This is a genomic window from Nocardiopsis mangrovi, assembly GCF_042653925.1.
GTDB lineage: Bacteria > Actinomycetota > Actinomycetes > Streptosporangiales > Streptosporangiaceae > Nocardiopsis_B > Nocardiopsis_B mangrovi.
Map to the genome: position 1 here is coordinate 120,911 of NZ_JBHSFQ010000013.1, position 24,072 is coordinate 144,982.

Annotated in this window: 23 protein-coding genes; 5 read left to right on the forward strand and 18 right to left on the reverse strand. The window is 73.3% G+C overall.

The features are described from left to right. Positions 1–157: 157 nt before the first annotated feature. On the forward strand, positions 158–616 hold the full coding sequence (locus ACFO4E_RS15070; protein WP_378575045.1) for a hypothetical protein: 459 nt from the start codon (positions 158–160) through the stop codon (positions 614–616). Between the two features lie 43 nt (positions 617–659). Here the strand turns inward: ACFO4E_RS15070 and ACFO4E_RS15075 are convergent, their stop codons facing one another. The 14 genes from ACFO4E_RS15075 to ACFO4E_RS15140 form a co-directional block, all read right to left on the reverse strand. Beyond that, positions 660–899 (reverse strand): hypothetical protein, encoded by a 240-nt coding sequence (locus tag ACFO4E_RS15075; protein ID WP_378575047.1) that lies wholly within the window; start codon positions 897–899, stop codon positions 660–662. A 129-nt stretch (positions 900–1,028) separates the two neighbouring features. Beyond that, positions 1,029–1,793: a crotonase/enoyl-CoA hydratase family protein gene (locus tag ACFO4E_RS15080; RefSeq protein WP_378575048.1), complete on the reverse strand. Its 765-nt coding sequence runs from the start codon at positions 1,791–1,793 to the stop codon at positions 1,029–1,031. Positions 1,794–1,803: 10 nt separating this feature from the next. Then, positions 1,804–2,577 (reverse strand): SDR family NAD(P)-dependent oxidoreductase, encoded by a 774-nt coding sequence (locus ACFO4E_RS15085; RefSeq protein WP_378575050.1) that lies wholly within the window; start codon positions 2,575–2,577, stop codon positions 1,804–1,806. A gap of 78 nt (positions 2,578–2,655) precedes the next feature. Beyond that, on the reverse strand, positions 2,656–3,582 hold the full coding sequence (locus ACFO4E_RS15090; RefSeq protein ID WP_378575051.1) for a hypothetical protein: 927 nt from the start codon (positions 3,580–3,582) through the stop codon (positions 2,656–2,658). Between the two features lie 151 nt (positions 3,583–3,733). Next, positions 3,734–4,738, reverse strand: a complete 1,005-nt coding sequence (locus ACFO4E_RS15095) for a Gfo/Idh/MocA family oxidoreductase (RefSeq protein ID WP_378575053.1) — start codon at positions 4,736–4,738, stop codon at positions 3,734–3,736. Beyond that, positions 4,735–5,556, reverse strand: a complete 822-nt coding sequence (locus tag ACFO4E_RS15100) for an ATP-binding cassette domain-containing protein (protein WP_378575055.1) — start codon at positions 5,554–5,556, stop codon at positions 4,735–4,737. Before ACFO4E_RS15100 ends, ACFO4E_RS15095 begins: the two co-directional genes overlap by 4 nt. A gap of 5 nt (positions 5,557–5,561) precedes the next feature. After that, positions 5,562–6,635, reverse strand: coding sequence for an ABC transporter permease (locus tag ACFO4E_RS15105; RefSeq protein ID WP_378575057.1), 1,074 nt, complete (start codon positions 6,633–6,635; stop codon positions 5,562–5,564). Positions 6,636–6,642: 7 nt separating this feature from the next. Beyond that, entirely contained in the window at positions 6,643–7,632 is a 990-nt protein-coding gene (locus ACFO4E_RS15110) for a substrate-binding domain-containing protein (protein WP_378575060.1), read from the reverse strand. 114 nt (positions 7,633–7,746) lie between these two features. Further along, positions 7,747–8,658, reverse strand: a complete 912-nt coding sequence (locus tag ACFO4E_RS15115; protein ID WP_378575063.1) for a TIM barrel protein — start codon at positions 8,656–8,658, stop codon at positions 7,747–7,749. 34 nt (positions 8,659–8,692) lie between these two features. After that, the gene (gene iolD, locus ACFO4E_RS15120) at positions 8,693–10,573 is read right to left on the reverse strand and encodes a 3D-(3,5/4)-trihydroxycyclohexane-1,2-dione acylhydrolase (decyclizing) (protein ID WP_378575065.1); all 1,881 of its coding nucleotides are present in this window, start codon (positions 10,571–10,573) and stop codon (positions 8,693–8,695) included. A gap of 5 nt (positions 10,574–10,578) precedes the next feature. Further along, positions 10,579–11,499 carry a 5-deoxy-glucuronate isomerase gene (iolB, locus tag ACFO4E_RS15125; protein WP_378575068.1) on the reverse strand — a complete coding sequence of 307 codons (921 nt, stop codon included), beginning with the start codon at positions 11,497–11,499 and terminating at the stop codon, positions 10,579–10,581. Then, the gene (locus ACFO4E_RS15130; protein ID WP_378575070.1) at positions 11,496–12,371 is read right to left on the reverse strand and encodes a Cgl0159 family (beta/alpha)8-fold protein; all 876 of its coding nucleotides are present in this window, start codon (positions 12,369–12,371) and stop codon (positions 11,496–11,498) included. Before ACFO4E_RS15130 ends, iolB begins: the two co-directional genes overlap by 4 nt. Beyond that, on the reverse strand, positions 12,361–13,389 hold the full coding sequence (gene iolC / locus ACFO4E_RS15135) for a 5-dehydro-2-deoxygluconokinase (protein ID WP_378575073.1): 1,029 nt from the start codon (positions 13,387–13,389) through the stop codon (positions 12,361–12,363). The genes ACFO4E_RS15130 and iolC overlap by 11 nt, the downstream gene beginning before the upstream one ends. Positions 13,390–13,473: 84 nt before the next feature. Then, a complete protein-coding gene (locus ACFO4E_RS15140) occupies positions 13,474–14,487 on the reverse strand; it encodes a Gfo/Idh/MocA family protein (RefSeq protein WP_378575076.1) in 1,014 nt (337 codons plus the stop codon). Between the two features lie 238 nt (positions 14,488–14,725). On the opposite strand from ACFO4E_RS15140, the gene ACFO4E_RS15145 reads away from it, so the two are divergent. Continuing rightward, positions 14,726–15,466, forward strand: a complete 741-nt coding sequence (locus ACFO4E_RS15145) for a GntR family transcriptional regulator (protein WP_378575079.1) — start codon at positions 14,726–14,728, stop codon at positions 15,464–15,466. On the opposite strand, the gene ACFO4E_RS15150 is transcribed toward ACFO4E_RS15145, so the two are convergent. From ACFO4E_RS15150 to ACFO4E_RS15165, 4 genes are all read right to left on the reverse strand, one after another. Beyond that, positions 15,450–15,695, reverse strand: a complete 246-nt coding sequence (locus ACFO4E_RS15150; RefSeq protein ID WP_378575081.1) for a hypothetical protein — start codon at positions 15,693–15,695, stop codon at positions 15,450–15,452. The two genes, ACFO4E_RS15145 and ACFO4E_RS15150, sit on opposite strands and share 17 nt — an antisense overlap. Positions 15,696–15,846: 151 nt before the next feature. Next, on the reverse strand, positions 15,847–16,908 hold the full coding sequence (locus ACFO4E_RS15155; RefSeq protein ID WP_378575084.1) for an ROK family glucokinase: 1,062 nt from the start codon (positions 16,906–16,908) through the stop codon (positions 15,847–15,849). Positions 16,909–16,942: 34 nt separating this feature from the next. Further along, positions 16,943–17,761 (reverse strand): hypothetical protein, encoded by an 819-nt coding sequence (locus ACFO4E_RS15160; protein ID WP_378575086.1) that lies wholly within the window; start codon positions 17,759–17,761, stop codon positions 16,943–16,945. Between the two features lie 198 nt (positions 17,762–17,959). After that, positions 17,960–19,336, reverse strand: a complete 1,377-nt coding sequence (locus ACFO4E_RS15165) for a KamA family radical SAM protein (RefSeq protein ID WP_378575088.1) — start codon at positions 19,334–19,336, stop codon at positions 17,960–17,962. A 370-nt stretch (positions 19,337–19,706) separates the two neighbouring features. Here ACFO4E_RS15165 and plsX point away from each other — a divergent pair, with 370 nt between their 5' ends. The 3 genes from plsX (at position 19,707) to argS (ending at position 24,023) form a co-directional block, all read left to right on the forward strand. Continuing rightward, entirely contained in the window at positions 19,707–20,804 is a 1,098-nt protein-coding gene (gene plsX / locus ACFO4E_RS15170; RefSeq protein ID WP_378575090.1) for a phosphate acyltransferase PlsX, read from the forward strand. A gap of 134 nt (positions 20,805–20,938) precedes the next feature. Next, positions 20,939–22,285: a hypothetical protein gene (locus ACFO4E_RS15175; protein WP_378575091.1), complete on the forward strand. Its 1,347-nt coding sequence runs from the start codon at positions 20,939–20,941 to the stop codon at positions 22,283–22,285. 4 nt (positions 22,286–22,289) lie between these two features. After that, positions 22,290–24,023, forward strand: coding sequence for an arginine--tRNA ligase (argS, locus tag ACFO4E_RS15180; protein ID WP_378575093.1), 1,734 nt, complete (start codon positions 22,290–22,292; stop codon positions 24,021–24,023). Positions 24,024–24,072 lie beyond the last annotated feature (49 nt).

Genomic DNA, 24,072 nt, shown 5'->3' on the forward strand with positions numbered 1-24,072 from the left:
GACAAACGTCACTCAAATTCTCCATATGAACTCTCGTCGAAATGGAGTTTCAAGCGTGTAGAGTGTCCAGCGCACCCAGAAGAACGGCCCCGATAGGTGCTGGAACACCTAACCGGGGCCTGGCCCCCCGTCCTGCCGAACCAGGAGCAGAAGAGCTGTGACGAACTTTATCATTTTCAGCGCGTGCGGTCTGTGGATCGCCACCGCCTTCATCGTCGCCTTCGGCCTCCACGCACGTATCGCGCGGCAGAGCGAGCCGAGCACACAGGCGCGCCGCCTGCTGCGCGCCATACCGCGCGCGGCCGGTCCCGGGGCCTTTCCGGCCCCGCCCCACCGGCTCACCGTCACGATCCCGGCGCCGTCGCCGTCGCCGGAGGAAGCCGAGGGCGAGATCTCCCGCCCCTACCTCCTCTGGGAGCGGTTCCATCCCCCGGCCACGGCCCCTCAGCGCGACCGCGACGAGCAGGCCGCGCACCTCGTGCGCCCCTACATCATCGGGACGCCCCACCAGCTCGCCGCCGCCAACGAGCACCGCCGGATCCAGGCCCAGAGCCACGTCGCGTCCACCCTCGCGGAACGCACCCTCGCCGGACTCCAAGAGCTCAAAGCCCTCTGACCGCGGTCCGATGGAACCGGCGGCCGGAGGCGCCCTCACCGGTTCAGGCGTGGACCCGGCTCCGTACCCTGCGCCGGATCGCGGCCCCGACCAGGAACGCCACGCCGGCCCCGCCGACCACCAGGTCCACCCACTGCGGCAGGCCGTAGTGATCCGCCTTGCCGAAGTCGACGTCCCACAGCGCTTCGGCGGCGACCGCCCCGAACCCCAGAAAGATCAGAACCGCCCCGGTCATCTTGAGGGCGCTCTGCCATCCGTCCTCGTTCTGCTGATCCGTGGACATGGGCACCCCCCGTCGATGCACACCGGACGTTCCGACGCGCGCAACACATCGTAGTGGCCCGCCTTCGGCGCCCACTTGGCCGTCGACGCCGATCCCAACGCGCCCTTCACCTGATCGGTGGTCGGCCCGTCACTCGCCCCGCCAGACGGGCGGGCGCTTCTCGGCGAAGGCCGCGGCGCCCTCCATCGCGTCGCGGCTGCCGAACACCGGGAGGACGAGGTCGTCCTGCCGCTGCCACGCCTCCCCGGCCGGCCAGGCGGCCGATTCGGCGATGACGCGCTTCGACACCGCGAGCGCCAACGGGGCGTTGGCCGCGATGCGGGCCGCGAGTTCACGGGCCCCGTCCAGCGCGCCGCCGCTGGGGGTCACGGTGTTGACCAGGCCGAGCGCCGCCAACCGCGGCGCGTCGACGAAGTCGCCGGTGAGCGCGAGCTCCATGGCGACGTTGCGGGGGATGCGGGCGGGCAGCCGGAGCAGCCCGCCGCCGCCCGCGACCAGGCCCCGCTTGACCTCGGGGATGCCGAACCGGGCGTCCTCGGCCGCGACGACCAGGTCGCAGGCGAGCACCGCCTCGAAGCCGCCCGCGAGCGCGTAGCCCTCGACGGCGGCGATCAGCGGTTTGCGGGGCGGGCGCTGGGCGAACCCGGCGAACCCGCGCCCGTCCACCACGGGGACCTCGCCGGCCATGAACGCCTTCAGGTCCATCCCGGAGCTGAACGTGCCGCCCGCCCCGGTGAGGATGCCGACGGCGAGGTCGGCGCGGGCGTCGAGGTCGTCGAGCGCGTCGGCGATGCCCTGGGCCACGGCGGCGTTGACCGCGTTGCGGGCCCGGGGCCGGTCGATGGTGATGACGGCGACGCCGTCCTCTGCCGTGTAGTGCACCTCGTCGGACACGCCGCGCTCCTTACTTGGGCTGCATGCGCAGGCCGCCGTCGATCCGGACGACCTCGGCGTTGATGTAGCCGTTCTCCAGCAGTGCCCGCACCAGCTTCGCGAACTCGGCGGGCGTGCCCAGCCGCTTGGGGAAGGGGACGGGCGCGGACAGCCGCTCCTTGAACGCCTCGGCCTCGGGGCCCTGCCCGTAGATGGGGGTGTCGAGGATGCCGGGCGCCACGGTGTTGACCCGCACGCCGATGGCCGCGAGGTCGCGTGCCGCCGGGACGGTCATGCCGATGATGCCGCCCTTGGACGAGGAGTAGGCGATCTGGCCGATCTGCCCCTCGATCCCGGCGAGCGACGCGGTGTTGACGATCGCGCCGCGCTCGCCGTCGGCGTTGACGGGCTCGGTCTCGCCCATCGCGGCGGCGGCCAGCCGCAGCACGTTGAACGTGCCGATGAGGTTGACGTCGATGACCTTCTTGTAGCTCGCGAGGTCGTGCGGGGCGCCGTCGCGGTTGACGGTCCGGGTGGCCCAGCCGATCCCGGCGCAGGAGACCGCGACGCGCAGCGGCTTGCCGGTGTCGACGGCCGCCCGCACGGCGGCCTGGACCTGGTCCTCGTCGGAGACGTCGGTGGCGGCGAAGACGCCCCCGGCCTCCTCCGCGAGCGCCGTGCCGCGCTCGGCGTCGAGGTCGGCGACGACGACGGTCGCGCCGGCCGAGGCCAGTTCCCTGACGGTGGCGGCGCCGAGCCCGCTCGCGCCGCCGGACACAAGGGCGGAAACTCCATTCAGCTCCATGCGCGGCACTTTACCGATTCGCATCCCGTAGGACTAGAACGGGGTTCGGTATTTCGTCGGACTCCTCCGCGTCCGTCCCTACCCGGCGCCGTGGAAGCAGGTCCGAGCGTCCATGCGCAGCGGGCGCCCGGGAGGAAGCGGCGGCTCCAGCGGCTCGTCGACCGGGACGCCCGACCAGTCGATGCGCAGCGGCCCGCCGTCCGGCTCGGCCGGGATCCGCGCCATGAGGTCGTATTCGGCGATCGGCCGGCCGGGGCGGTGGATCTCCAGGGTCAGCCTCAGGTGGTCGTCGAGCTCGTCCCGGTCCAGGCCGTCGATCCCCGAGCCGGTCACCGCATCGGCGTCCGCGCGCGCCTCCGCGACACTGCCGTACACCCAGTGTTCCTCCAGCCACTCGGAATTACCGGTGCGCCCTTCCTCGCGCAGGACCGCGAACCCGTAACGCCGCCGGTTGACGGGGTCGGAGTGCGACGGGTGCTCTCCGGGTCCGGCGCCGAGTTCCTCAAGGAGTTCCCGGGCGGCGATGTCCCACGGGTCGCGCCGCAACGCCTCCTCATAGGCGGCCACGGCGCCGTCGCGGTCACCCGACCAGGCGAGTACGTGGCCCAGGTCGAACGGAACCAGGGGGTCGTCGGGGTCGGCGTCCAAAGCGGCCCGTGCCGCTGCGGCCGCCCGCTCGGCGAACGGCCGACTGACACCGTCCTCGTCGTCCTCGTCCATCCCGCCCAGGGGCGGGCCGTCCTGGTCCCAGTCCCGCGCCGAGTTGTTCAGTTCGAGGTCGTCGATGCACAGCCGCAACTCCAGTACCGCGGCCATCGAGCGCCCGATGGCGACCGTGGCGGCCGTCTCGGCGTCTCCCGGACCGGCACCGCGCTCGACCTCGTCGTAGCCGCGCCGGGCATCGGCGATCGTGTCGGCGTCCCCGCCGTACGGAAACCGCTGGGCGCAGGTTCCCAGCAAGGCCATCGCCCGCACCAGGTGCTCTTCACGTCTGTCGGCCGCCATGCGGCGGGACATTACCAGCCCCGCCGCTCCGCTCACCCGCCGAGTTCTCCGGTGATCCGCTCCGGATCAGCCGGCGGTCAGAGGTCGAGGGCGATCTTCACCGTCGTCTCCTCTCAGGCTGTGCTCGCGTGCGTGGTCCCGCGCGCGGCGCTCACGCGTAGAAGTCCGGGCGGGCCTTGATCCCGGTGCCGACGATGCGGCCCGAGCGCAGGGCCTCGACGGTGGCGTCGCTGATCATCGCGGCGGCGTAGCCGTCCCAGGAGCCGGGGCCGCCGGCGGCCCCGGCCGCCACGGAGTCGACCCATTCCTGGATCTCGACGTCGTAGGCGACGGTGAACCGCTCCTTCCAGTCCTGGAGGACGGGGGTGGCCGACCTCCCCGCCGTGCGCACTGCGGGCTGCGCGGGGTCGGGCAGCCGCACCGTGCCGGTCTCGCCCACCGCCTCGCACTGGATGTCGTAGCCGTACTGGCAGTTCACGAACACCTCGACGTCCACCCGCGCGCCCCCGGCCGTCTCGAAGAGCATGATCTGGGGGTCCTGGAGGTGCTCGAACCGGTGCGCGGTCCGGCGCGGCGTGAGGACCTGCGCCGAGACGATCTCGTCGGAGAGCAGCCAGCGCACCGCGTCGATCTCGTGGATCGCGGTGTCGTGCGCGGCCATGGCGGAGTGGTAGGACTCCGGCACCGTGGCGTTGCGGTGCGCGCAGTGCACCATCAGCGGGGTGCCGATGTCGCCCGCGTCGATGACGCGCTTCATCTCGCGGTAGCCGGGGTCGTAGCGGCGCATGAACCCCACCTGCACCAGGCGCCTGCCGTGGCGCTGCTCGGCGTCCACGATGCGCAGGCAGTCCTCGGCCGTGGTGGCCAGCGGCTTCTCGCAGAACACGGGCTTGCCCGCCGCGACCGCCGCGAGCACCGACTCCGCGTGCGCCGCGCCCCACGAGGCGACCAGCACCGCGTCGACGTCTCCGGCCCCGATCACCTCAGTGTCGCCGGGCAGCGCCCGCGCGCCCACGGAATCGGCCACCGCCGCGGCGCGGGCGGCGTCGATGTCGGTCACGGCCCGCACCCGGGCCCCGCTGACCACCGTGGTCAGGCGGCGTATGTGGTCGGCACCGATCATTCCGGCGCCGATCACGCCGACGTTGACGGTCATGGCTGCTCACCCCTGTCCTGCGCTGCCGCGGCCGACCCGGCGGCCGATCCGTTGTTCAGTTCGTGTTCGAGGGCGTCCAGCTCGGCACCGCCCGCCATGTGGCGGGTCAGGTCCGGGAGCGTCAGCTCGGAGCGGGGGGCGTCGAGCTCCATCCGCCCGAGCTTGATGACGACGAAGTGGTCGCCGACCAGGTAGGCGTGGTTCGGGTTGTGCGTGATGAAGATGACGCCGAGCCCGGCCTCGCGCGCGGCGGCGACGTACTTCAGCACCACCCCCGACTGCTTGACCCCCAGGGCGGCGGTCGGCTCGTCCAGGATCAGCACGCGCGCCCCGAAGTAGACGGCGCGGGCGATGGCCACGACCTGCTGCTGGCCGCCGGACAGGTTGCCCACGGGCGCGTCGATGTCGGGCAGGTCGATGCCCATCCGCTTCAGCTCCTCGTCGGCGACGCGGCGCATCCGCGCGACGTCGAGCATCGTGAAGGGGCCGAACCTCCGGCGCGGCTCCGACCCGAGGAAGAAATTGCGCCATACCGGCATCAGCCGCACCAGAGCGAGGTCCTGGTAGACGGTGGCGATCCCGCGGTCCAGCGCCTCGCGGGGCGAGGCGAAGCGCACGGGTTCGCCGTCGACGCGGTACTCCCCGGCGGTCGGGGCGTGCAGACCCGCGATGATCTTGATGAGGGTCGACTTCCCGGCGCCGTTGTCGCCGAGGATGCAGGTGACCTTCCCGGCCGCCACCGCCAAGTCGATGTCCGAGAGCGCCCGGATGTTGCCGAACGACTTGCCGATGCCGCTGAGTTCGAGCACGGTGTCCACGCGCCTCACCTCATGCTCGTCTGCTTGCGGACCCACATGTTGACCACGACCGCGAGCAGCAGCATCGCTCCGACGAAGAACATGATCCAGTTGTTGTCCCAGCCGGCGTAGACGATCCCCTGCCGGGTCATCCCGTAGATGAACGCGCCGATCACGGCGCCGACGACCGTTCCGTAGCCGCCGGTGAGCAGGCAGCCGCCGACCACCGCGGCCATGATGTAGAGGAGTTCGTTGCCGACCCCCTCGCCCGACTGCTGGACGCCGTTGGCCGCCGTCATCAGGTGCATGCCGCTGAACCAGGCGAAGAACCCCACGGTCACGAACAGCCCGATCTTCACCCTGTCGACCGGCACCCCGACCGCGCGGGCGCCGGCGGCGTCGCCTCCCACGGCGTAGATCCAGTTGCCGATCCGGGTGCGCATCAGCACCCAGGTGGCCAGAGCGGCGAACAGCAGCCACCACAGCACGGTGATGCGGACCTGCACCCCGCCGATGGGGATGCTGGAGGCGAACACCGCGTACGCCGACGCGAACCCGTCCATGTCGGAGACGTTGTCGGTCGCGACCCCGCCGGTGACGAGCTTGGTGACGGCGATGTTGAGCCCCTGCAGCATCAGGAACACCGACAGCGTCACCAGGAAGCTCGGCAGCCCGGTACGGATCAGCAGCCACCCGTTGAGGAAGCCGACCGCCAGGGCGAGCAGCAGCGAGAGCGCGGCGCCGGCCCAGATATTGAGCGAGAACTGGTAGCTGAACGTCGCGGCGGACAGGGCGGCGGTGACCACGGCGACGCCCGCCGACAGGTCGAACTCGCCGCCGATCATCAGCAGCGCGACCGCCACCGCCATGATGCCGATCGTGGAGCTGGCGTAGAGCACCGTGGACAACGATGTGGCCTGCCGGAACGGCGCCGCCACGGTGAAGAACACCGCGAACACGAGCAGGGCGCCGATCAGCGAGCCGACCTCGGGCCGGGCGAGGAAGCGGGTCAGCAGGGAGCGCCGGCCCACCCGGAGCGCCTTCTCCGAGGCGGCGCCGTCCGCCACGGCATCGGCGGCCGGGGTCGGTGTGCGGCTCACGGGCGCATCACCGGGTCCCGTTCTCAGCGAATGCCGCGATCTCGTCGATGTTGTCCCGGTCGATGAAGCTGGGGCCGGTCAGGACGGGCTCGGTGCCGCCGCCGGAGACGTTGCCGTTGGTGTTGTAGAGCCACAGGCCGTCGACGGCGAGGTAGCCCTGGAGGTAGGGCTGCTGGTCGACGGCCCATTCGATCGATCCGTCCTCGATCGGCCCCACCAGGTCGCGGCTGGAGTCGAAGGTGGCCACGCTCGCCTCGCTGCCGGCCTCCTCCACCGCCTCGACCGCGGTCAGCGCGAACGGCGCGCCGAGCGTGACGACGTGGTCGATGTCGGTGTCCTCCTGGAGCTTGGCCCCGATTCCGGACTTGACGTCGGGCATGTTGGCGCCGTCGACGTTGAGCACCTCCGATTCGCCGTCGAAGGTCTCGGCCAGCGACGCGCACCGGGTCTCCAGGCCGACGTGGCCCTGCTCGTGGATGACGCAGAGCGCCTTCTCCGCCCCGGCCTCGTTGAGGCGTTCGCCGAACGCTTCGCCCGCGAGCGTCTCGTCGATGCCGAAGTACTCGGTGAGCCCGGCGTCCTGCCACCGGTCGATGCCGGAGTTGAACCCCACGACCGGGATCCCTGCCTCGGTGGCGGCGTCGATCGCCCCTTGGAGCGCGTCGGGCTTGGCCAGGGTGACCGCGATGCCGTCGACACCGCTGTCCACAGCGGTCTGGATGAGGGTGGCCTGCCGGGAGCCCTCGGGGTCGGAGGAGTACTCCAGGGTGACGCCGCTCTTGTCGGCGGCGTCCTCGGCACCCCGCCGGACGATGTCCCAGAACGTGTCGCCCGGGGCCTGGTGGGTGATCATCGCGATGGTCAGATCGGGGGTCTCGGCCCCGGTGCCGGCCTCCTCCTGGGCACCGCCCTGGGAACTACAGGCGGAGGCCGCGAGCACGGCGGTGCCCACGGCGGCGCCCGCAAGGAGGACGCGGGATCGGCGGAATCGGTTCATGGGGGCCTCGCAGGTTCCTACCGGAGGGTGAGTGGGGGGACGGGGTGCTGGTTCGGCCCTTTCGGGGACGGTACGGGCGGGTGCCGCGCGCGACGTGCGGCGCGGGCCCGGGGATCACGCCCGCTGGTGGCGGGCGCCGAGCCCGCAACCGTTGAGGTAGGCGCGGGTGCGCCGCGCGATGGGCAGCGGGACACCGGGATCGCAGGGGTAGAGGTCCTGCTCCACGATCACGAAGACCCGGGCGTCGACCTCCTCCAGCGCCTCGATGACGGCGGCGGGGGCGGGCTCGCCGGCGGGCGGCTCCACGCACACCCCGCGCTTGACGGCCTCGCCGAAGGACAGCTCCTCCTCGGCGACCTGGCGCAGCACCCCGGGGTCCATCTGCTTGATGTGCACATACCCGATGCGCCCGGCGTAGCGGCGGATGAGGTCGACCGCGTCGCCGCCCCCGTAGGCGACGTGCCCGGTGTCCAGGCACAGCGACACCAGATCGGGGTCGGTGCCGTCGAGGAACCGCTCGATCTCGGGCTGGGTCTGGATGTGGGAGTCGGCGTGGGAGTGCAGGCACAGCCGGATGCCGTAGTCGTCGCGCAGGATCCGGCCCAGCTCGTCGGCGCCCTTGTGCAGCGTGGCCCACGCGTCGGCGTCGAGGGTGGGGGACTCGGTGAACGCGCCGGTCTTCTCGTCGCGGTACATCGGCGGGATGAAGACCAGGTGGTGGGCTCCCACGGCGGCGGTGAGCTCCGCGACCTTGCGGACGGTCGCGAGCATGCCGTCCCAGGCGTCGGCCCGGTGCAGGTTGCCGAACACGGTGCCGCCGGACACCTTCAGGCCGCGGCGCCCGACCTCGTCGGCGAGCCGGGCGGGGTCGGTGGGCAGGTAGCCGTAGGGGCCGAGTTCGAGCCAGTCGTAGCCGGCCTCGGTCAGCTCGTCCAGGAACCGGTTCCAGGGCGTCTGGTGCTCGTCCTGCGGGAACCACACGCCCCAGGAGTCGGGGGCGGATCCGAGGACCAGTTTTTCGGTCATGACCTCGTCCTTCGCTGTAGCCCATTCGGGGGTGTCACAGGTAGTGCCGCTGGTCGCGCTTCTCCTGGGCGTAGGTGGCGGCGGCGGTGCGCGTGCTGCCGAGGTCGGAGACCTCGCTCACGGGCACGTCCCACCAGGCGGTCGAGGGCGGGTTGGGGCCGTGGGGGTCGGTGTCGATGTGCACGACCGTGGTGGTGGCGGCGGCCTTGGCGCGTTCGACGGCGTCGCGGAACCCCTTGATGCCGTCGGCGCGGATCACCCGGGCGCCGAGGCTGGCGGCGTTGGCGGCGAGGTCGACGGGGAGGACCTCGCCGTCGAGCAGCCCGCTGCGGGGGTCGCGGTAGCGGTAGCCGGTGCCGAACCGCTGCGACCCCAGGGATTCGGAGAGCGACCCGATCGAGGCGAAGCCGTGGTTCTGCACCACGACGATGACGACCTTGATCCCCTCGGCGACCATGGTCGCGATCTCCTGGGACATCATCAGGTAGGAGCCGTCGCCGACCAGGACGACCACCTCGCGGTCCGGCGCGGCCAGCTTGACGCCGGTGCCGGCCGCGACCTCGTAGCCCATGCAGGAGTACGCGTACTCGACGTGGTAGCTCTTGGGGTCGCGGGCCCGCCAGAGCATCTGGAGGTCGCCGGGCATGCTCCCGGCGGCGTTGATCACGACGTCGCGGTCGTCGAGGGTGTCGTTGAGGGCGCCGAGCACCGCCGTCTGGGCAGGCAGCGGCCCGTGGTCGACCGTGCGGCAGGCGTCGGCCGCCGCGGCCCAATCGGCGGCCAGCGCGCGGGTGCGCCGCCGGTGCCCGGGTTCGACCCGCCATCCGGCGAGCCCGGCGGTGAGCGCCGCCAGCCCGGCGCGGGCGTCGGCGACCACCTGGACCGCGGAGTGCTTGGCGGCGTCGAGGCGGGCGATGTTGAGGTTGACGAACCGCACCCCGGGGTCGGCGAAGACCGTGTGGCTGGCGGTGGTGAAGTCGCTGTAGCGGGTGCCGGCCCCGAGCACGACGTCGGCTTCGCGGGCGAGGGTGTTGGCGGCCGAAGTGCCCGTGGAGCCGATCCCGCCGACGGCGCACGGGTGGTCCCAGGCCAGCGCCCCCTTGCCGGCGTGGGTGTCGGCGACGGGGATCCCGGTGGCGTCGGCGAGCGCGCGCAGCTCCGCCATCGCCCCGGAGTACACGACCCCGCCGCCCGCCACGATCAGCGGCCGGGCGGCCCCGCGCAGCGCCTCGACCGCGCGCGCCACGGCGGCGGGGTCGGGCTGTGGCCGGTCGATGTGCCAGACCCGGCGGCGGAGGAACGCGGCCGGCCAGTCGTGGGCCTCGGCCTGCACGTCCTGGGGCAGGCAGAGGGTGACGGCGCCGGTCTCGGCGGGGTCGGTGAGCACCCGCATCGCGGCCAGCGCGGCCGGGATCAGCTGCTCGGGGCGGGTGATCCGGTCGAAGTACTTCGACACCGGCCGGAAGGCGTCGTTGACGGTGACGTCGCCGCCGCGCGCGTCCTCCAGCTGCTGGAGGACGGGGTCGGGGGCGCGGGTGGCGAACATGTCGCTGGGCAGCAGCAGCACGGGGACGCGGTTGCTCGTGGCCAGGGCCGCGCCGGTGACCATGTTGGTGGACCCCGGCCCGGTGGAGGCGGTGCAGGCGAACGTCTGGAGCCGGTCGCGGGCCTTGGCGAAGGCCGCCGCGGTGTGCACCATGCCCTGCTCGTTGCGGGCGAGGTGGTAGGGCAGGTCGGCGTCGCCGGTGGTGGCGGCCTGGAGGAGCGCCTGCCCGATCCCGGCGACGTTGCCGTGGCCGAAGATGCCCCACATCGCGGGGATCAGCCGCTGCTCGGTGCCGTCGCGCTCGGAGTACTGCGCCGCCAGGAAGCGGACCAGCGCCTGCGCGGTGGTCAGCCGGACGGTATCGGTCACCGCGCTCACCTGTCCTGTCCGTGGTCGGCCCGCCGGTGGCCCGCGCGCCGGCCCTGTGCCGTGTAGAGGGGCAGGCGGGGGTCGGTGTCCTGGCCGGCCCAGGTGTCGCGGATCCAGCCGTGGGCGGGGTCGTCGCAGATGAGCCAGGCGCGCTCGGCGCCGGGTCCGGCCATGACGTTGAGGTAGTAGAGGTCGTGGCCGGGCGCGGCCATGGAGGGGCCGTGCCAGCCGTGCGGGATGAGCACGACGTCCTCGCTGCGGACCTCGGCGAAGACGTCGATCGGGCGGCCGGGGCTGCCGTAGACGCGCTGGTAGCCGACGCCGGGGCCCGCGGGCCCCGGTGCGACCTCGAAGTAGTAGATCTCCTCCAGCTCGCATTCGGTCGCCGTGGCCTGGTCGTGCTTGTGGGGCGGGTAGGACGACCAGTTGGCGCCGGGGGTGAGCACCTCGCAGGCGATCAGCCGGTCGGCGTCGAAGGTCTCGGGGGTGCAGAAGTTGTTCACCTGGCGGCTGCACTGCCCGGCACCCCTCAGCTCCACCGGGACGTCGCCGGCCGGCCCGTAGCGGGCGGGCAGCCGGCGTTCGCAGCGGGCCGACGGCAGGGCGAACCGGCCGCCGGCCGCGCTGCGCACGGTGGCGCGGGCGTCGCGCGGCAGGTACACGAAGTCGGTGACGCGGGAGAACACGTCGTCGCGGCCGGCGACGTCGAACTCCGCGCCCTCGCACGTGACGGTGCACCCGCCCGACAGCGGCAGCACCAGGGTCTCGGAGTCGCCGGTGGCGATCTCGGCGGCGCCGCCGGGGGCGAGGTCGAGGACCCGCAGGCCGGAGTAGGCCCACCCGGCGGATTCAGGGGTGACGACGGTGCGGTAGGCGCCGTCGGCGGTGCCGCCGGCGGGGAGGTGGTAGGTGGGTGTGGCGGTCACATCAGCCCCACAGCGGTGTCGACGGCGCCGACGACGTCGTCGTCGGCCGGGTAGAGCAGGGACCGGCCCACGGCCAGCCCCTTCACGCCCGGGAGTTTCAGTGCCGCACCCCAGCGGGCGTAGGTGTCCTCGGGGTCGGCGGCGAGCTCGCCGCCGAGCAGCAGGGTGGGCAGGGTCGTGGCGGCCATGACGCGCTCCATGCCGTCGACCACGGGCACCTTCAGCCAGGTCCGGGCGGAGGCCCGGCCCAGGCCCGAGGCGATGGCGACCGACGTGATGACCGCTTCGGTGGACAGGTCGTTGCGCACCGTGCCGTCGACCCGGCATGAGATGAACGGTTCGACCATGGCCGTGACCCGGGCGTCGTTCAGCTCGTTGACGGCGTGTGCGCAGCTTTCGAGGGTGCGGGCGGTGGCGGGGTCGGCGTAGTCGACGCGCAGCAGCATCTTGCCGCCGTCGAAGCCCATGGCCGCGATGGCGGCGGCGTCGTAGCCGGTGAACCGGTCGTCGATCTCCCACGCGGCTCCGGCGAGCCCGCCGCGGTTCATCGACCCGAAGACGTTCTTGCCGTCGAGCGCGCCCAGGAGCAGCAGGTCGTCGAGGATGTCGGCGCTGCCCAGGACGCCGGTGACACCGGGCCGCTCCAGCGCGGCGCAGACGCGGCCGAGCAGGTCGGCGCGGTCGGCCATGGCCATGGGCCGGTCGCCGGAGCGCAGGGCGCCGCGCGCGGTGTGGTCGGCGGCGACGATCATCGCCATGCCGTTGGGGCCGACGAGCGAGGGCGCGGGCGTCCGGCGCGCGGCGGCCTCGGCGACGGCGCCCGGGTCGTGCACCCGGGTCTCGACGATGTCGCGGAGCCGGTCAGCCAGCACGGTGCACCCCGTCCATGGCGGCCTCGACCTCGTCGGCGGTGGGCATGGCGGCCGAGCAGGGGATGCGGGAGGCCACGATCGCGCCCGCGGCGTTGGCGAACCGCATGACGCGCTCGGTGTCCCACCCGCTGAGCAGGCCGTGGCAGAGCGCGCCGCCGAAGGCGTCGCCGGCGCCGAGGCCGTTGACGACGTCGACCGGCACCGGCGGGACCTCGACGGGGCCGCCGTCGTCGACCGCGAGCACGCCCTTGGGGCCCTGTTTCACGACGGCGAGGCCGACGCCCAGGCGGCGGGCCGCCGCGGCGGCCTCGTGGGGGTCGGCGGTGCCGACGGCCGTGCTCCACTCGTCGAGGTTGCCCGCGACGACGGAGGCGTGCGGCAGCGCCTCGCGCACCCATCGGCGGGCCTCGTCGCGGGACTCCCAGAACATCGGCCGGTAGTCGAGGTCGAGCACGGTGAGGGTGCCGGGGTCGCGCGCCCTGAGCGCGTCGAGGGTGGCCGAGCGGCTGGGCTCCTGGCACAGGCCGGTGCCGGTGGCCCAGAAGACGCGGGCGGCGCGGATGGCGGGGAGGTCGAGCTCGGACCCGTGGATCTCCAGGTCGGGGGCTTTGGGGTCGCGGCCGTAGAAGTAGAGGGGGAAGTCGTCGGGCGGGAAGATCTCGCAGAAGGCCACCGGGGTCAGCCGGCCGGGGACGGGGGTGACGTACCGATCGTCGACGCCGAAGCCCTCCAGCGCCTGGTGCACGTACCGGCCGAAGGCGTCATCCCCGGTCCGGGTGATCAGCGCCGCCCGGCGGCCGTAGCGGGCGGCGGCCACCGCCACGTTGGTCGCGGTGCCGCCGAGGTACTTGCCGAAGGACGACACCCGGTCCAGCCCGACCCCGATCTGGTCGGGGTAGATGTCGACGCCGACCCGGCCCATCGTGATGACGTCGTCGGGTGTGTCGGGGCCGCGCGGCGCGGTGGCCGCGCGGTCCTCCTTGCGGGGCGCGGGCGGGAAGGGGGCGGGGGCTGCCATCGGCTCCTCTTTCGGATCACCGCTCGGGGCGGACACGCTGCCGGGGACCGGGGGGCTCCTCCTGTTCTCGGGTCGTCGGCCGGGTCATCGGCCGGGCAGGACGCTGTCGACCCGCACGGGCCGCCCCTCGCGCATGGAGCGGTCGGCGGCCTCGGCGACCAGCACGGCTTCGAGGGCGTCGGCGACGGTGCAGGGGCTGCGGCCGTCGCCGTCGGCGACCATGCGCAGGAACGCGTCGATCTCGGCTTCGTAGGCGGGGGTGAACCGGGACCAGAACTCCGGCCAGGGGCGCTCGCGGGGGAAGTCGGTGTCCCGTTCGGCGGAGGTCATGGGCGCCCGGTCGTCCAGGCCGACGACGATCGTGCCGGCGGTCCCGGCGAGCTCCATGCGGACGTCGTAGCCGCCGCCGTTGTAGCGGGAGCCCTGGAGGGTGGCGAGGGTGCCGTCGTCCAGGAGCAGCACCGCCGCGGTGGTGTCGACGTCGCCGGCCGCGGCGAAGTAGTCGGCGCCGCGGTTGGCCCCGTAGGCGTGTACCTCGACGGCTTCGCGGCCGGTGATCCAGCGCAGGATGTCGAAGTCGTGCACGTGGCAGTCGCGGAAGATGCCGCCCGATGCGGGCAGGTAGCCGGCCGGCGGGGGCGCGGCGTCGGCGGTGACGGCGTGGACCCGGTGGAGGTCGCCGATCTCGCCGTCGCGCAGCGCCTGGCGGGCGCGCAGGTAGCCGGGGTCGAAGCGGCGCATGAAGCCGATGTGCACGGGGACGCCGCGCTCGTCGACCTCGCGCAGCACCTCGACGGTCGCGGCGATGTCGGGGGCGACCGGCTTCTCGCAGAACACGGGGGTCCCCGCGCGCACGCCGGCGAGGATGAGGTCGGGGTGGGCCGCGGTCGCCGCGGCGATGACCAGGCCGTCGACCGCCCCTGGGGCGAACAGCAGGCCGACGTCGTCGGCGGCGCGCGCGCCGATGCGGCCGGCGACCTCGCGGGCGCGGGCGCCGTCGGTGTCGGCCACCACCAGCTCGGTGACCTCGGGGCGCGCCGCGATGGCGGCGGCATGCGACGCCCCGATCCTGCCGGCGCCGACGAGACCGATCCGCATGGCGGTCCTCCTCCGCTTTGACCTGCGTCTCACCCATGTGTTCCGTGGGTCACACCACTGGAGACGTTTGTACGCTTCCCGCGGCGGCACTGTCAAGACTTTGTCTAGACATATGGACGTAGTAATATGCGGTCAATAAGAGGAGGTCCGTAGTATGGGGAGCGCCTGGGAGCGGCCGTCCCGGCCCGCAGCGGGGATCCCGCCACCGCACCGCGCCCCTTCCGCAGAACGGAGACACGTGACCGAGTCACCGCTGTCGATGACCCTCGACCGGAACAGCCCGGTCCCTCTGTACTTCCAGGTCGCGCAGGAGATGGAGCAGCGCATCCGCACGGGCGCGCTGCCCGCCGGGACCCGGCTGGAGAACGAGATCGTCCTCGCCGACCGCCTCGGCCTGTCGCGGCCCACCCTGCGCCGCGCGATCGAATACCTCGTCGACCGCGGGATGCTGGTGCGCAAGCGGGGGGTGGGGACGCAGGTCGTGACCCCGCGCGTGCGCCGCCCCGTCGAGCTGTCGAGCCTCTACGACGACCTCGCGCGCGCCGGGCAGCGCCCCCGCACGGAGGTCCTGGACCTCAGAGTGGAGCCCGCGTCCGACGCCGTCGCGGCGGCGCTGGAGGTCGCACCGGACACCGAGGTCTACACCTTGGAACGGCTGCGCTACGCGGGCGAGGAACCACTGGCGATCATGCACAACCACCTGCCGCTGGGCCTGGTGGAGCTGTCGGCGGACGCGCTCGCCGGGACCGGCCTCTACAACCTGATCCGGGCGGCCGGCGCCAACCTGAAGATCGCCTCCCAGGCCATCGGCGCCCGCGGCGCCACCGCCGGCGAGGCGCGCATGCTGGGCGAGACCCGCGGGGCTCCGCTGCTCACCATGGACCGCACGGTCTACGACGACACCGGCCGCGTCGTGGAGGCCGGCTCCCACGTGTACCGCGCCTCGCTCTACACCTTCGAACTCACCCTGACCGCCTGAACGGGACCCGGGCGTCGTGGTCGCCGTTCTCCAGGTCGTTCAGCCCCAGGCGGATCTCCTCGGCGATGCCCAGGTAGCTCGCCGGGCACGCCTTGACGGCGGCGTCGATCCCGCCGAGCGGCGGCCACCCGGCGCCCAGGACCGGCTCCCGCAGCGCCGGGAGGACCGCGGCGATCGCGTCCCAGTCGAGCTCCAGGCCGTCGGGCCCCGATCCGGCGAACTCCTCCAAGGCGTCGCCGTCCTCGACCGCCTCGTTCAGCCGGCCGAGCTCCGCAGAGGCGGCGTCGTCCCCCGCAGCCGCCGCCTTCCCCCGCCGTTTCCAGGACGATCGCCCCGATCCGACCGCAAACCTACCGGCGACCGCCGGCGGTCCCGCCCGGTCAGCGCCCCCGGCGCCCGTTGCAGTCGCTCAGCCCCCTCTGCCGGCGCCCCTGGCGGCGGCGCGGGAGGGCTTCGCGGGCCAGGTCGGCGACGCCGATGAGCCCCGCCTCGTTGCCGAGTTCGGCGGCGGCGATCCGGGCCTCGGGGCGGTAGCCGCGCCCGGTGAGGGCGCGGCGGAAGGACCGGCGCGCGGGCTCCAGCAGCAGGTCGCCGCACTCGGAGACCCCGCCGCCGATGACGAACAGCTCGGGGTCGAACGCCGCGGCGAGGTTGGCCAGCCCCACGCCGAGCCAGGTCCCGGCGTCCTCCAGCAGCTCGACGCAGGCGCGGTCGCCCTTCGCGGCCAGCTCGCTGACGAGGGTCCCGGTGATGAGCGACGCGTCGCCGCCCACCGCCTGGACCAGGGTCCGCGCCACCGGGGAGTCCGCTGCCACCAGTTCGCGGGCCTCGCGGGTGACCGAGTGCCCGCTGGCGTACTGCTCCCAGCACCCGCGGTTGCCGCACTCGCAGCGGTGGCCGTTGGGCACGACCGTCATGTGCCCGAACTCCCCCGCGATCCCGTGGCGGCCCCGGTAGAGCCGGCCGTCGATGACGACGGCCCCGCCGATGCCGGTGCCGAGGTTGACCACGACGACGTCGCGGACGTCGCGCCCGGCGCCGACGCACACCTCGGCCCACGCCGAGGCGTTGGCGTCGTTCTCCACCACGACCGGCAGGCCCAGGCGGGTCCGCAGCGCGTCGCGCAGGGGCTCGTGCCGCCAGGCCAGGTGCGGCGCGAACAGCACGCTGGCGCGGCGCTCGTCGACGAACCCGGCCGCGGCCACGCCCACCGCGCTCACGGAGCAGTCGGCGCGCAGCTCCTCGACGAGCCCGGCGATGGTGTCCTCGACCACCTTGGGACTCTTGCTCTTGTCCGGGGTCTCGGTGCGGCGCCGCGCGAGGACCCGGCCGGTCGGGGTGACCACCCCGGCCGCCACCTTGGTGCCGCCGATGTCGATGCCGATGGCGAGCCCGCGCGGCTGCCGTGCGGTCGCTGTCGTGTTCGTCAGGTGCGCTGCCATAGCCCGCCCACTGTAATCGAGCGCTCTCAGCGCATCACGGGGCGGCCGGGGATCTGAGGGCCGGGGCGGGCGCGGGGTCGGCCGCCGCGGCGTCGAGGTCGTGCCGGCCGGCGATGGCCTCCTGGAACCGGATCTTCGCGCGGATCAGCGGGCGGCGCACCCGCTCGTCGCGCCATTGCGCCTGGCGCAGCTTGGCCGACCCCTCGGGGTAGTACCAGCGGGCCCACGGCGATCCGGGGACCGCCAGCCGCAGCGCCGCGATCACCGAGATGGCGGGGACGAACACCCCCGTGATACCGGTCCAGATCTTGCCCTTGAGCAGGCTGAGGACCGATCCGGCCAGGTTGACGAGGGCCAGGGCGACCAGGCCGAGCTGCACCGGGGTGCCGCCCGGGCCGGCCGCGCGCACCTCGTCCCAGCCGAACGGCCGGAACCCGGTGAGCAGCAGTCCGGTGAGAGCGATCGCCACGAACACGGCGTCGACGGAGGTGCGCCCCTGCTCGGTCCAGTAGACGTCGCGCAGGTGCAGGATCAGCGCGAACTCGTCCAGGACGAGGGCCGCGCCCAGCCCGAACAGTGCGGCGGCCAGCACGATCGGGGCGCCGTCGCGATCGGTGATCAGCAGCGCGGAGACCCCGCCGAGCAGCATGAACGCCACGCCGAAGACGACGTGGTGGATGTGCAGGCCGCCGGGGCGCACGTTGCCGGGCCACCAGCGGACGCGGGCGCGGATCAGCCGGACGCTGACCCGGATGAGCAGGAACCCCGCGACGAACGCGACGAAGAAGCTGAACAGGGGGAGGCGGTCCGCGTCGACGACGTACAACCCGAACCAGTCGTGCCAGCCGTCCATAGGCGTATCCCCATTTCGCGTCCATGGGTGAACCGCCGCGACGGCGGCCGACCGAACCGTGGGCAAGGGCACGATTATGGCCCCGTGCGCACTGAGACGCGGTTCCGAAGCCGGAAATTCCCGTCCCGGGCACCCCATGTGCGCGCCCCCGGCGCCTTGAAGCGGCCGGGGGCTTGAACGGGTCGGATCGTCCGACCGCTACGGGGACGGGACGGGGACCGCCGGAGCGGCCAGGCCGGCCGCGGGTTCCGGCGGGGCCTGCTCATAGGGGAAGCGGGTGGCGCCCAGGGCCGGTTCGAGGTCGAAGAGCCACGCCGCCTTCTCGTCGTACTTGGCGAAGAAGGGCTTGCCGACCAGTTCCGGGTCGCGCGCCTGGATGAAGCGGAGGACGAAGACCTTCTCCCCCGCGATCTCGGCGGTGCCGTCGACACAGACCTTGCCCGGGGTGGCCGACATCGACGGCCCGCGCACGGTGCGGGCCAGGCCGGACACCCTGGTGTAGGCGCCGCGGAAGATCTCGTAGGCCCGGGCCAGCGGGACCGCGAAGTAGTCCTGCGGGCCGGTGTCGCGCTCGACGAACATGTAGTACGGCACCATGCCGTGGCGCACGTGGGTGCGCCACATGCTCTCCCAGGTCGCCGAGTCGTCGTTGATGGTGCGGATGAGCGGTGCCTGTGTGCGGATGATCGCGCCCGTGCCGCGGATGCGGCGCACCGCGTCGTGGACGAGGGTGGGCGCCATCTCGTTGGGATGCGAGAAGTGCGCCATGAACGCGAGGTTCTTGCCGGATTCCACGACCCGTTCGAACAGCCGCAGGGTGTCGTCGGCGTCGGGGTCGGTGGTGAAGCGCTGCGGCCAGTAGGCGAGCGACTTGGTGCCGATCCGGATGGACTCCAGGGTGTCCACCTGGAGGAGCGGTTCGATGTAGCGCGAGAGGACGCCCTCGCCCATGATCATCGGGTCGCCGCCCGTGATCAGGACGCTGGTGACCTCGGGGTGCGCGTGGAGGTAGCGGACGAGGTGGTCGATCTCACTGGAGGCGAACTTGAGGTCGGGCTCGCCCACGAACTGCGCCCACCGGAAGCAGTAGGTGCAGTAGGCGTGGCAGGTCTGACCCTGCTTGGGGAAGAAGAGTACGGTCTCGGCGTACTTGTGCTGCATGCCCTCAAGCGGGTCGTTCTCGCCGATCTTGGGGACGTTCAGATCCATCTGGCCCGCCGGGTGCGGGTTGAGTTTCGCCCGGACCCGGTTGGCGGCGGCGTTGAGTTCCTTGCGCGGCGCGTCCCGGCGCAGCAGGTCGGCGATCCCGGCGACATCGTCGTGCGGCAGCATGTCGGCCTGCGGGAAGACGAGCCGGTAGATCGGGTCGTCGGGGGCGGCGTCCCAGTCGATCAGCTCGTCGATGACGTAGCTGTTGACCCGGAACGGAAGCACCGATGCGACCGCGCGCACCGCAAGGCGCTCATCGGCACCGAGACCGGCCCGAGCGGTCAGCTCGTCCAAGTGCTTGGTCGTGTAGGCACGAAACCGGCGCCCGGTGGACGGGGTCGGTGCCGCGTCGTGCGTCAAGCTCACGCGTCTCCCTTCATGAAGTCGACGGGCCGCCCGACGGGGTGGTGCGGGCAGCCCTGACCCGGCGGATCCGGCGTGTTTCACACGCCGAACGCCCGCCTCTGACGTGAACAATGCGGTTATGCCGCCGGAACGGAGAGTGGTCTCCGCCCCGGCCAGCAGACGGATGTACCCGATCTGCTTCATTTCTATCCAAATCACCCGAAGCATGTCGTGACCAGGCATCTCGCCCGCCGGGCCATGATCGCCCCAGGGCATGGACGCTGGCAAGAGACCGGCTCGAGGAGGCATAGCCTGGCCGAAGGGCGGGAAGTCGGAACGGCGCGGCTCGGCACGCACCCCCCGGGCACACCTTCGAGAGCGAGGACACCACGTGAGCGGCGCACCCCAGGCGAAGAACCGGCCGGCGGCGGCCGCCGCGCCGGTGATCGCGCTCGACGCCATGGGCGGCGACAACGCCCCCGGGGAGGTCGTCAAGGGCGCCGTGCTCGCCGTCCGCGAGCACGGCCTGCGCCCCGTCCTCATCGGCCGGTCCCCCGAGGTCACCGCCCTGCTGGCCGAGGAGGACGCCACCGGCCTGATCCCGGTCGTCCACGCCGAGGACGCCCTCGCCATGCACGAGGGCGCCCTGACCAGCTGGCGGCGCCCCCGCTCCAGCGTCGCCATGGCGTGCAAGCTGATCCGGCAGGGCGACGCCGCCGCCCTGGTATCGGCCGGCTCCACCGGGGGCGTGGTGGCCACCTCGACCGTGCGCCTGCGCACCCAGCCCGGTGTGCTCCGGGCCGCCCTCGCCGTGGTGCTGCCCACCCACCCGCGCCCCACGATCCTGCTCGACGCCGGCGCCAACGCCGACGCCAAGCCCGAGATGCTCGTGCAGTTCGCCCACCTGGGCGCCGCGTACGCGCAGACGGCCCACGGCGCGGCGGCGCCGCGCGTGGGGATCCTCACCATCGGCGCGGAGCCGGGCAAGGGCAACCGCCTGGCGCGCAAGGCGGCCGAGCTGCTCACCGCGACATCGGCCGAGCCCGGCACGCCGCCGCTGGACTTCCGCGGCAACATCGAGGGCCACGACCTGCTCGCGGGCGAGGTGGACGTGGTGGTCACCGACGGCTTCACCGGCAACGTCGCGCTCAAGTCGGTCGAGGGCGCGGTGCGGTTCGCGTTCGAGGCGGTCACCGACGCGCTCACCTCCAGCCGGATCGCCAAGGCGGGCGCGCTGCTCCAGCGCAGGTCACTGCGTGAGCTGCGGACCCGCCTCGACAGCGAGACCTACGGCGGCGCGGTGCTGCTCGGGCTCAACGGCACCGTGGTGATCGCCCACGGGTCCAGCAGCGCCAACGGGATCGCGCGCGCCTGCCTGCTCGCCCACGAGCTCGCCGGCGGCCGGATCGTGGAGCAGGTCCGCCGCCGGCTCGGGGCCACCGCACGCTCGTCCGGCTGGCTGCACCGCCTCAGCCAGAGCGACGAGTAGCGCGGGCGGCGCGGCGGGAGTTCACCGGTGGTGAGGTAGCGGTCGGCGTGGCCGGTGACGCACGCGCCGCCCGGTCCCACCCCCGCCCGCGGGACGACGGCCCCGGGGCCGATGCGGGTCCCCATAATGGATCGATGATCCGCCCTCCCCTCGGTCCCGGCCGGACGCCCCGGCGGCACCGGATCGCCGCTCTCCTGCTGGTGCTCGTCGCCACCGCCGCGACCGTCCTGGCGGGCGTCACCACCGCGCGCTCGTTCACCCCCTCCCCACTCGACCGCGACGGCCCGGCGGTCGCCGCCGACGCGCTGCCCCGGCTGGCGTTCGTGCGGGCGCGGCTGGACGACGGCGCCGGGGAGCGCATGCAGGCGCTGTTCCCGGAGGGGTACCTGTTCACCCACGTCCTCTACGGCCTCACCCGGGTGAACACCGGGGTGCTCGACCCCGCTCTGCGCGACGACGCCCTCGCCGAGGCCCGCTGGGCGCTGGAGCGCGCCGAATCCGGTGCGGGCCGGGCCCCCTTCCCCGCCGATGCCGCCCCCGCCCACGGTGTCTTCCACGCGGGGTGGACCGCCTGGCTGCGCGGGCGGATCGTGGAGCTGGCGGGCGGCCCCGGCGCCGCCCCCGAGGAGGCGCGGGAGCTCGCCGCCGACACCGAGGAGCTGCGCGCCGCCTTCGACGCCGCCCTCGACGACGGCACCCCCTACCTCATGGCCTATCCCGGCGCCGCCTGGCCGGTCGACAGCGTGGTGGGGGTCGCCGCGCTGCGCCTCGACGACCGGCTGCGCGGCGCCGGCGCCCACGCCGCCACGATCGACCGCTGGAGCGCGGCGGTGCGCAAGCGGCTCGACCCCGCCACCGGCCTGGTACCGCACAGCGCCGATCCCGCCACCGGCGCCCCGCTGCAAGGGGCCCGCGGCAGCTCGCAGGCGCTCCTGCTGCGCTTCCTCGCCGAGATCGACCCCGAGTGGGCCGCCGCCGACCACCGCGAGTTCCGCCGGACGTTCGCGTCCGGGGCGGCGATGGTGCCCGGGACGCGCGAGTTCCCGCGGGGCGACGACTCACCCGGCGACGTCGACTCCGGCCCGCTCGTCCTGGGGCTGTCGGCGTCGGCGAGCACGGTGGCACTGGGCGACGCCGTCCTGTTCGGCGACGTCGCGGCCGCCCGGGCGCTGACCGGGATGGCCGAGGCGAGCGGCGTCGCGGTCGAGGCGGGCGGGCAGCGGCGCTATCTCGGGGGTGTGCTGCCGGTGGGCGACGCGTTCCTGGCGTGGTCGCTGACCGCCGGCGGCGAGGGCGCCGCCCGCGCCGCGCAGGCCGCCGGGCAGGGCGGCGGGCAGGGGCCGTCGCCCGCGTGGCGGGTGCCGTGGTTCCTGCCGGCCGGCGCGGTGCCGGCGCTGCTGTGGTGGCCCGCGGTCCTCGCGGTGCAGCGCCTGCGGCATCGCAGCTCAGGCACCGTCGGTGGGGAGGTGTCGGTAGGCTGAGGCAATGGCCGACCCGCAGGAAATTCTCTCGCAACGGGTCCAGTCCGCGCTCGGCGCCGCCTTCGGTGCCGACCACGCCGAGACCGACCCCGTCATCCGCCCCTCCCAATTCGCCGACTACCAGGCCAACGTGGCGCTCCCGCTGGCCAAGCGGCTCGGCCGAAAGCCGCGCGACGTCGCCGCCGAGGTCGTCGCGCGCCTGGATCTGGCGGACGTGTGCCGAGAGGTCGAGATCAGCGGCCCCGGCTTCATCAACATGACGCTGCGCGAGGACTGGGTCGCCGCGCAGGCCCAGGCCGTGCTCGCCGACCCCCGGCTCGGGGTCCCCCGGCCGCCGTCGCAGACCATCCCCATCGACTACTCCGCGCCCAACGTCGCCAAGGAGATGCACGTCGGCCACCTGCGCACCACGGTCGTGGGCGACGCCCTGGCGCGCACCCTGGAGTTCCTCGGGCACGACGTCATCCGGCAGAACCACATCGGCGACTGGGGGACCCCCTTCGGGATGCTCATCGAGCACCTGCTGGAGGTGGGCGAGGACTCCCCCGACGCCGAGTTGCTGAAGACCGACCCCAACGCCTTCTACCAGGCCGCCAAGGCCAAGTTCGACGCGTCGGAGGAGTTCGCGGCGCGGGCCCGCAAGCGCGTGGTGGCCCTCCAGGGCGGCGACCCCGGCACCCTGCGCCTGTGGCAGGAGCTGATCGACCTCTCCAAGATCTACTTCAACAAGGTCTACTCCAGGCTCGACGTCACCCTCACCGACGCCGACCTGGCCGGCGAGAGCACCTACAACGACGACCTCGCCGGGGTCTGCGACGCCCTGGAGGACGCCGGCATCGCCGTGCTGAGCGAGGGCGCGCTGTGCGTGTTCCTCGACGGCTTCACCGGGCGCGAGGGCAAGCCGGTGCCGCTCATCATCCGCAAGAGCGACGGCGGCTACAACTACGGCACCACCGACCTCGCCACCGTCCGCCACCGGGTCGACGACCTCGGCGCCGACCGCATCATCTACGTCGTGGGTGCGCCGCAGGCCACCCACTTCCAGATGATGTGGGCCACGGCGCGCAAGGCGGGGTGGCTGCCGCCCGAGGTCGAGACCGTCCACGTCCAGATCGGCAACGTCCTGGGCTCCGACGGCAAGATCCTGCGCACGCGCAGCGGGCAGCCGATCCGGCTGATGGCGCTGCTCGACGAGGCGGTCGAGCGGGCGCGGAAGGTGGTCGACACCAGCCGCCCCGACCTCGACGACGCCACGCGCGCCGCGATCGCCCGCGAGGTCGGCATCGGCGCGGTGAAGTACGCCGACCTGTCGGTGTCGCACGACACCGAGTACGTCTTCGACTTCGACCGCATGCTCGCGCTGACCGGCAACACCGGCCCCTACCTCCAGTACGCCACGGCGCGGATCAAGTCGATCTTCCGCACCGGCGGGCTCGACCCGCGCGACGCGGCCGGCCCGATCACGGTCACCGAGCCCGCCGAGCGGACCCTCGCCCTGGCGCTGCTGGGGTTCGGCCCCACGGTGGCACAGGTGGGCGAGGTCCTGGAGCCGCACCGGCTGTGCGGGTACCTGTTCGACCTGGCCCAGGCGTTCACGGCGTTCTACGAGCACTGCCCGGTGCTCGCCGCCGGCGACCCCGAGGTGCGCGCGTCCCGCCTGGCGCTGACCGCGGCGACCCTGCACACCCTGGTGCAGGGCCTGGACCTGCTGGGGGTGCGCTCGCCCGACCAGATGTGACACGGTCCCGGTGCCCGCCGCGGCGCGGGTACCGGGGACACGCGGAAGG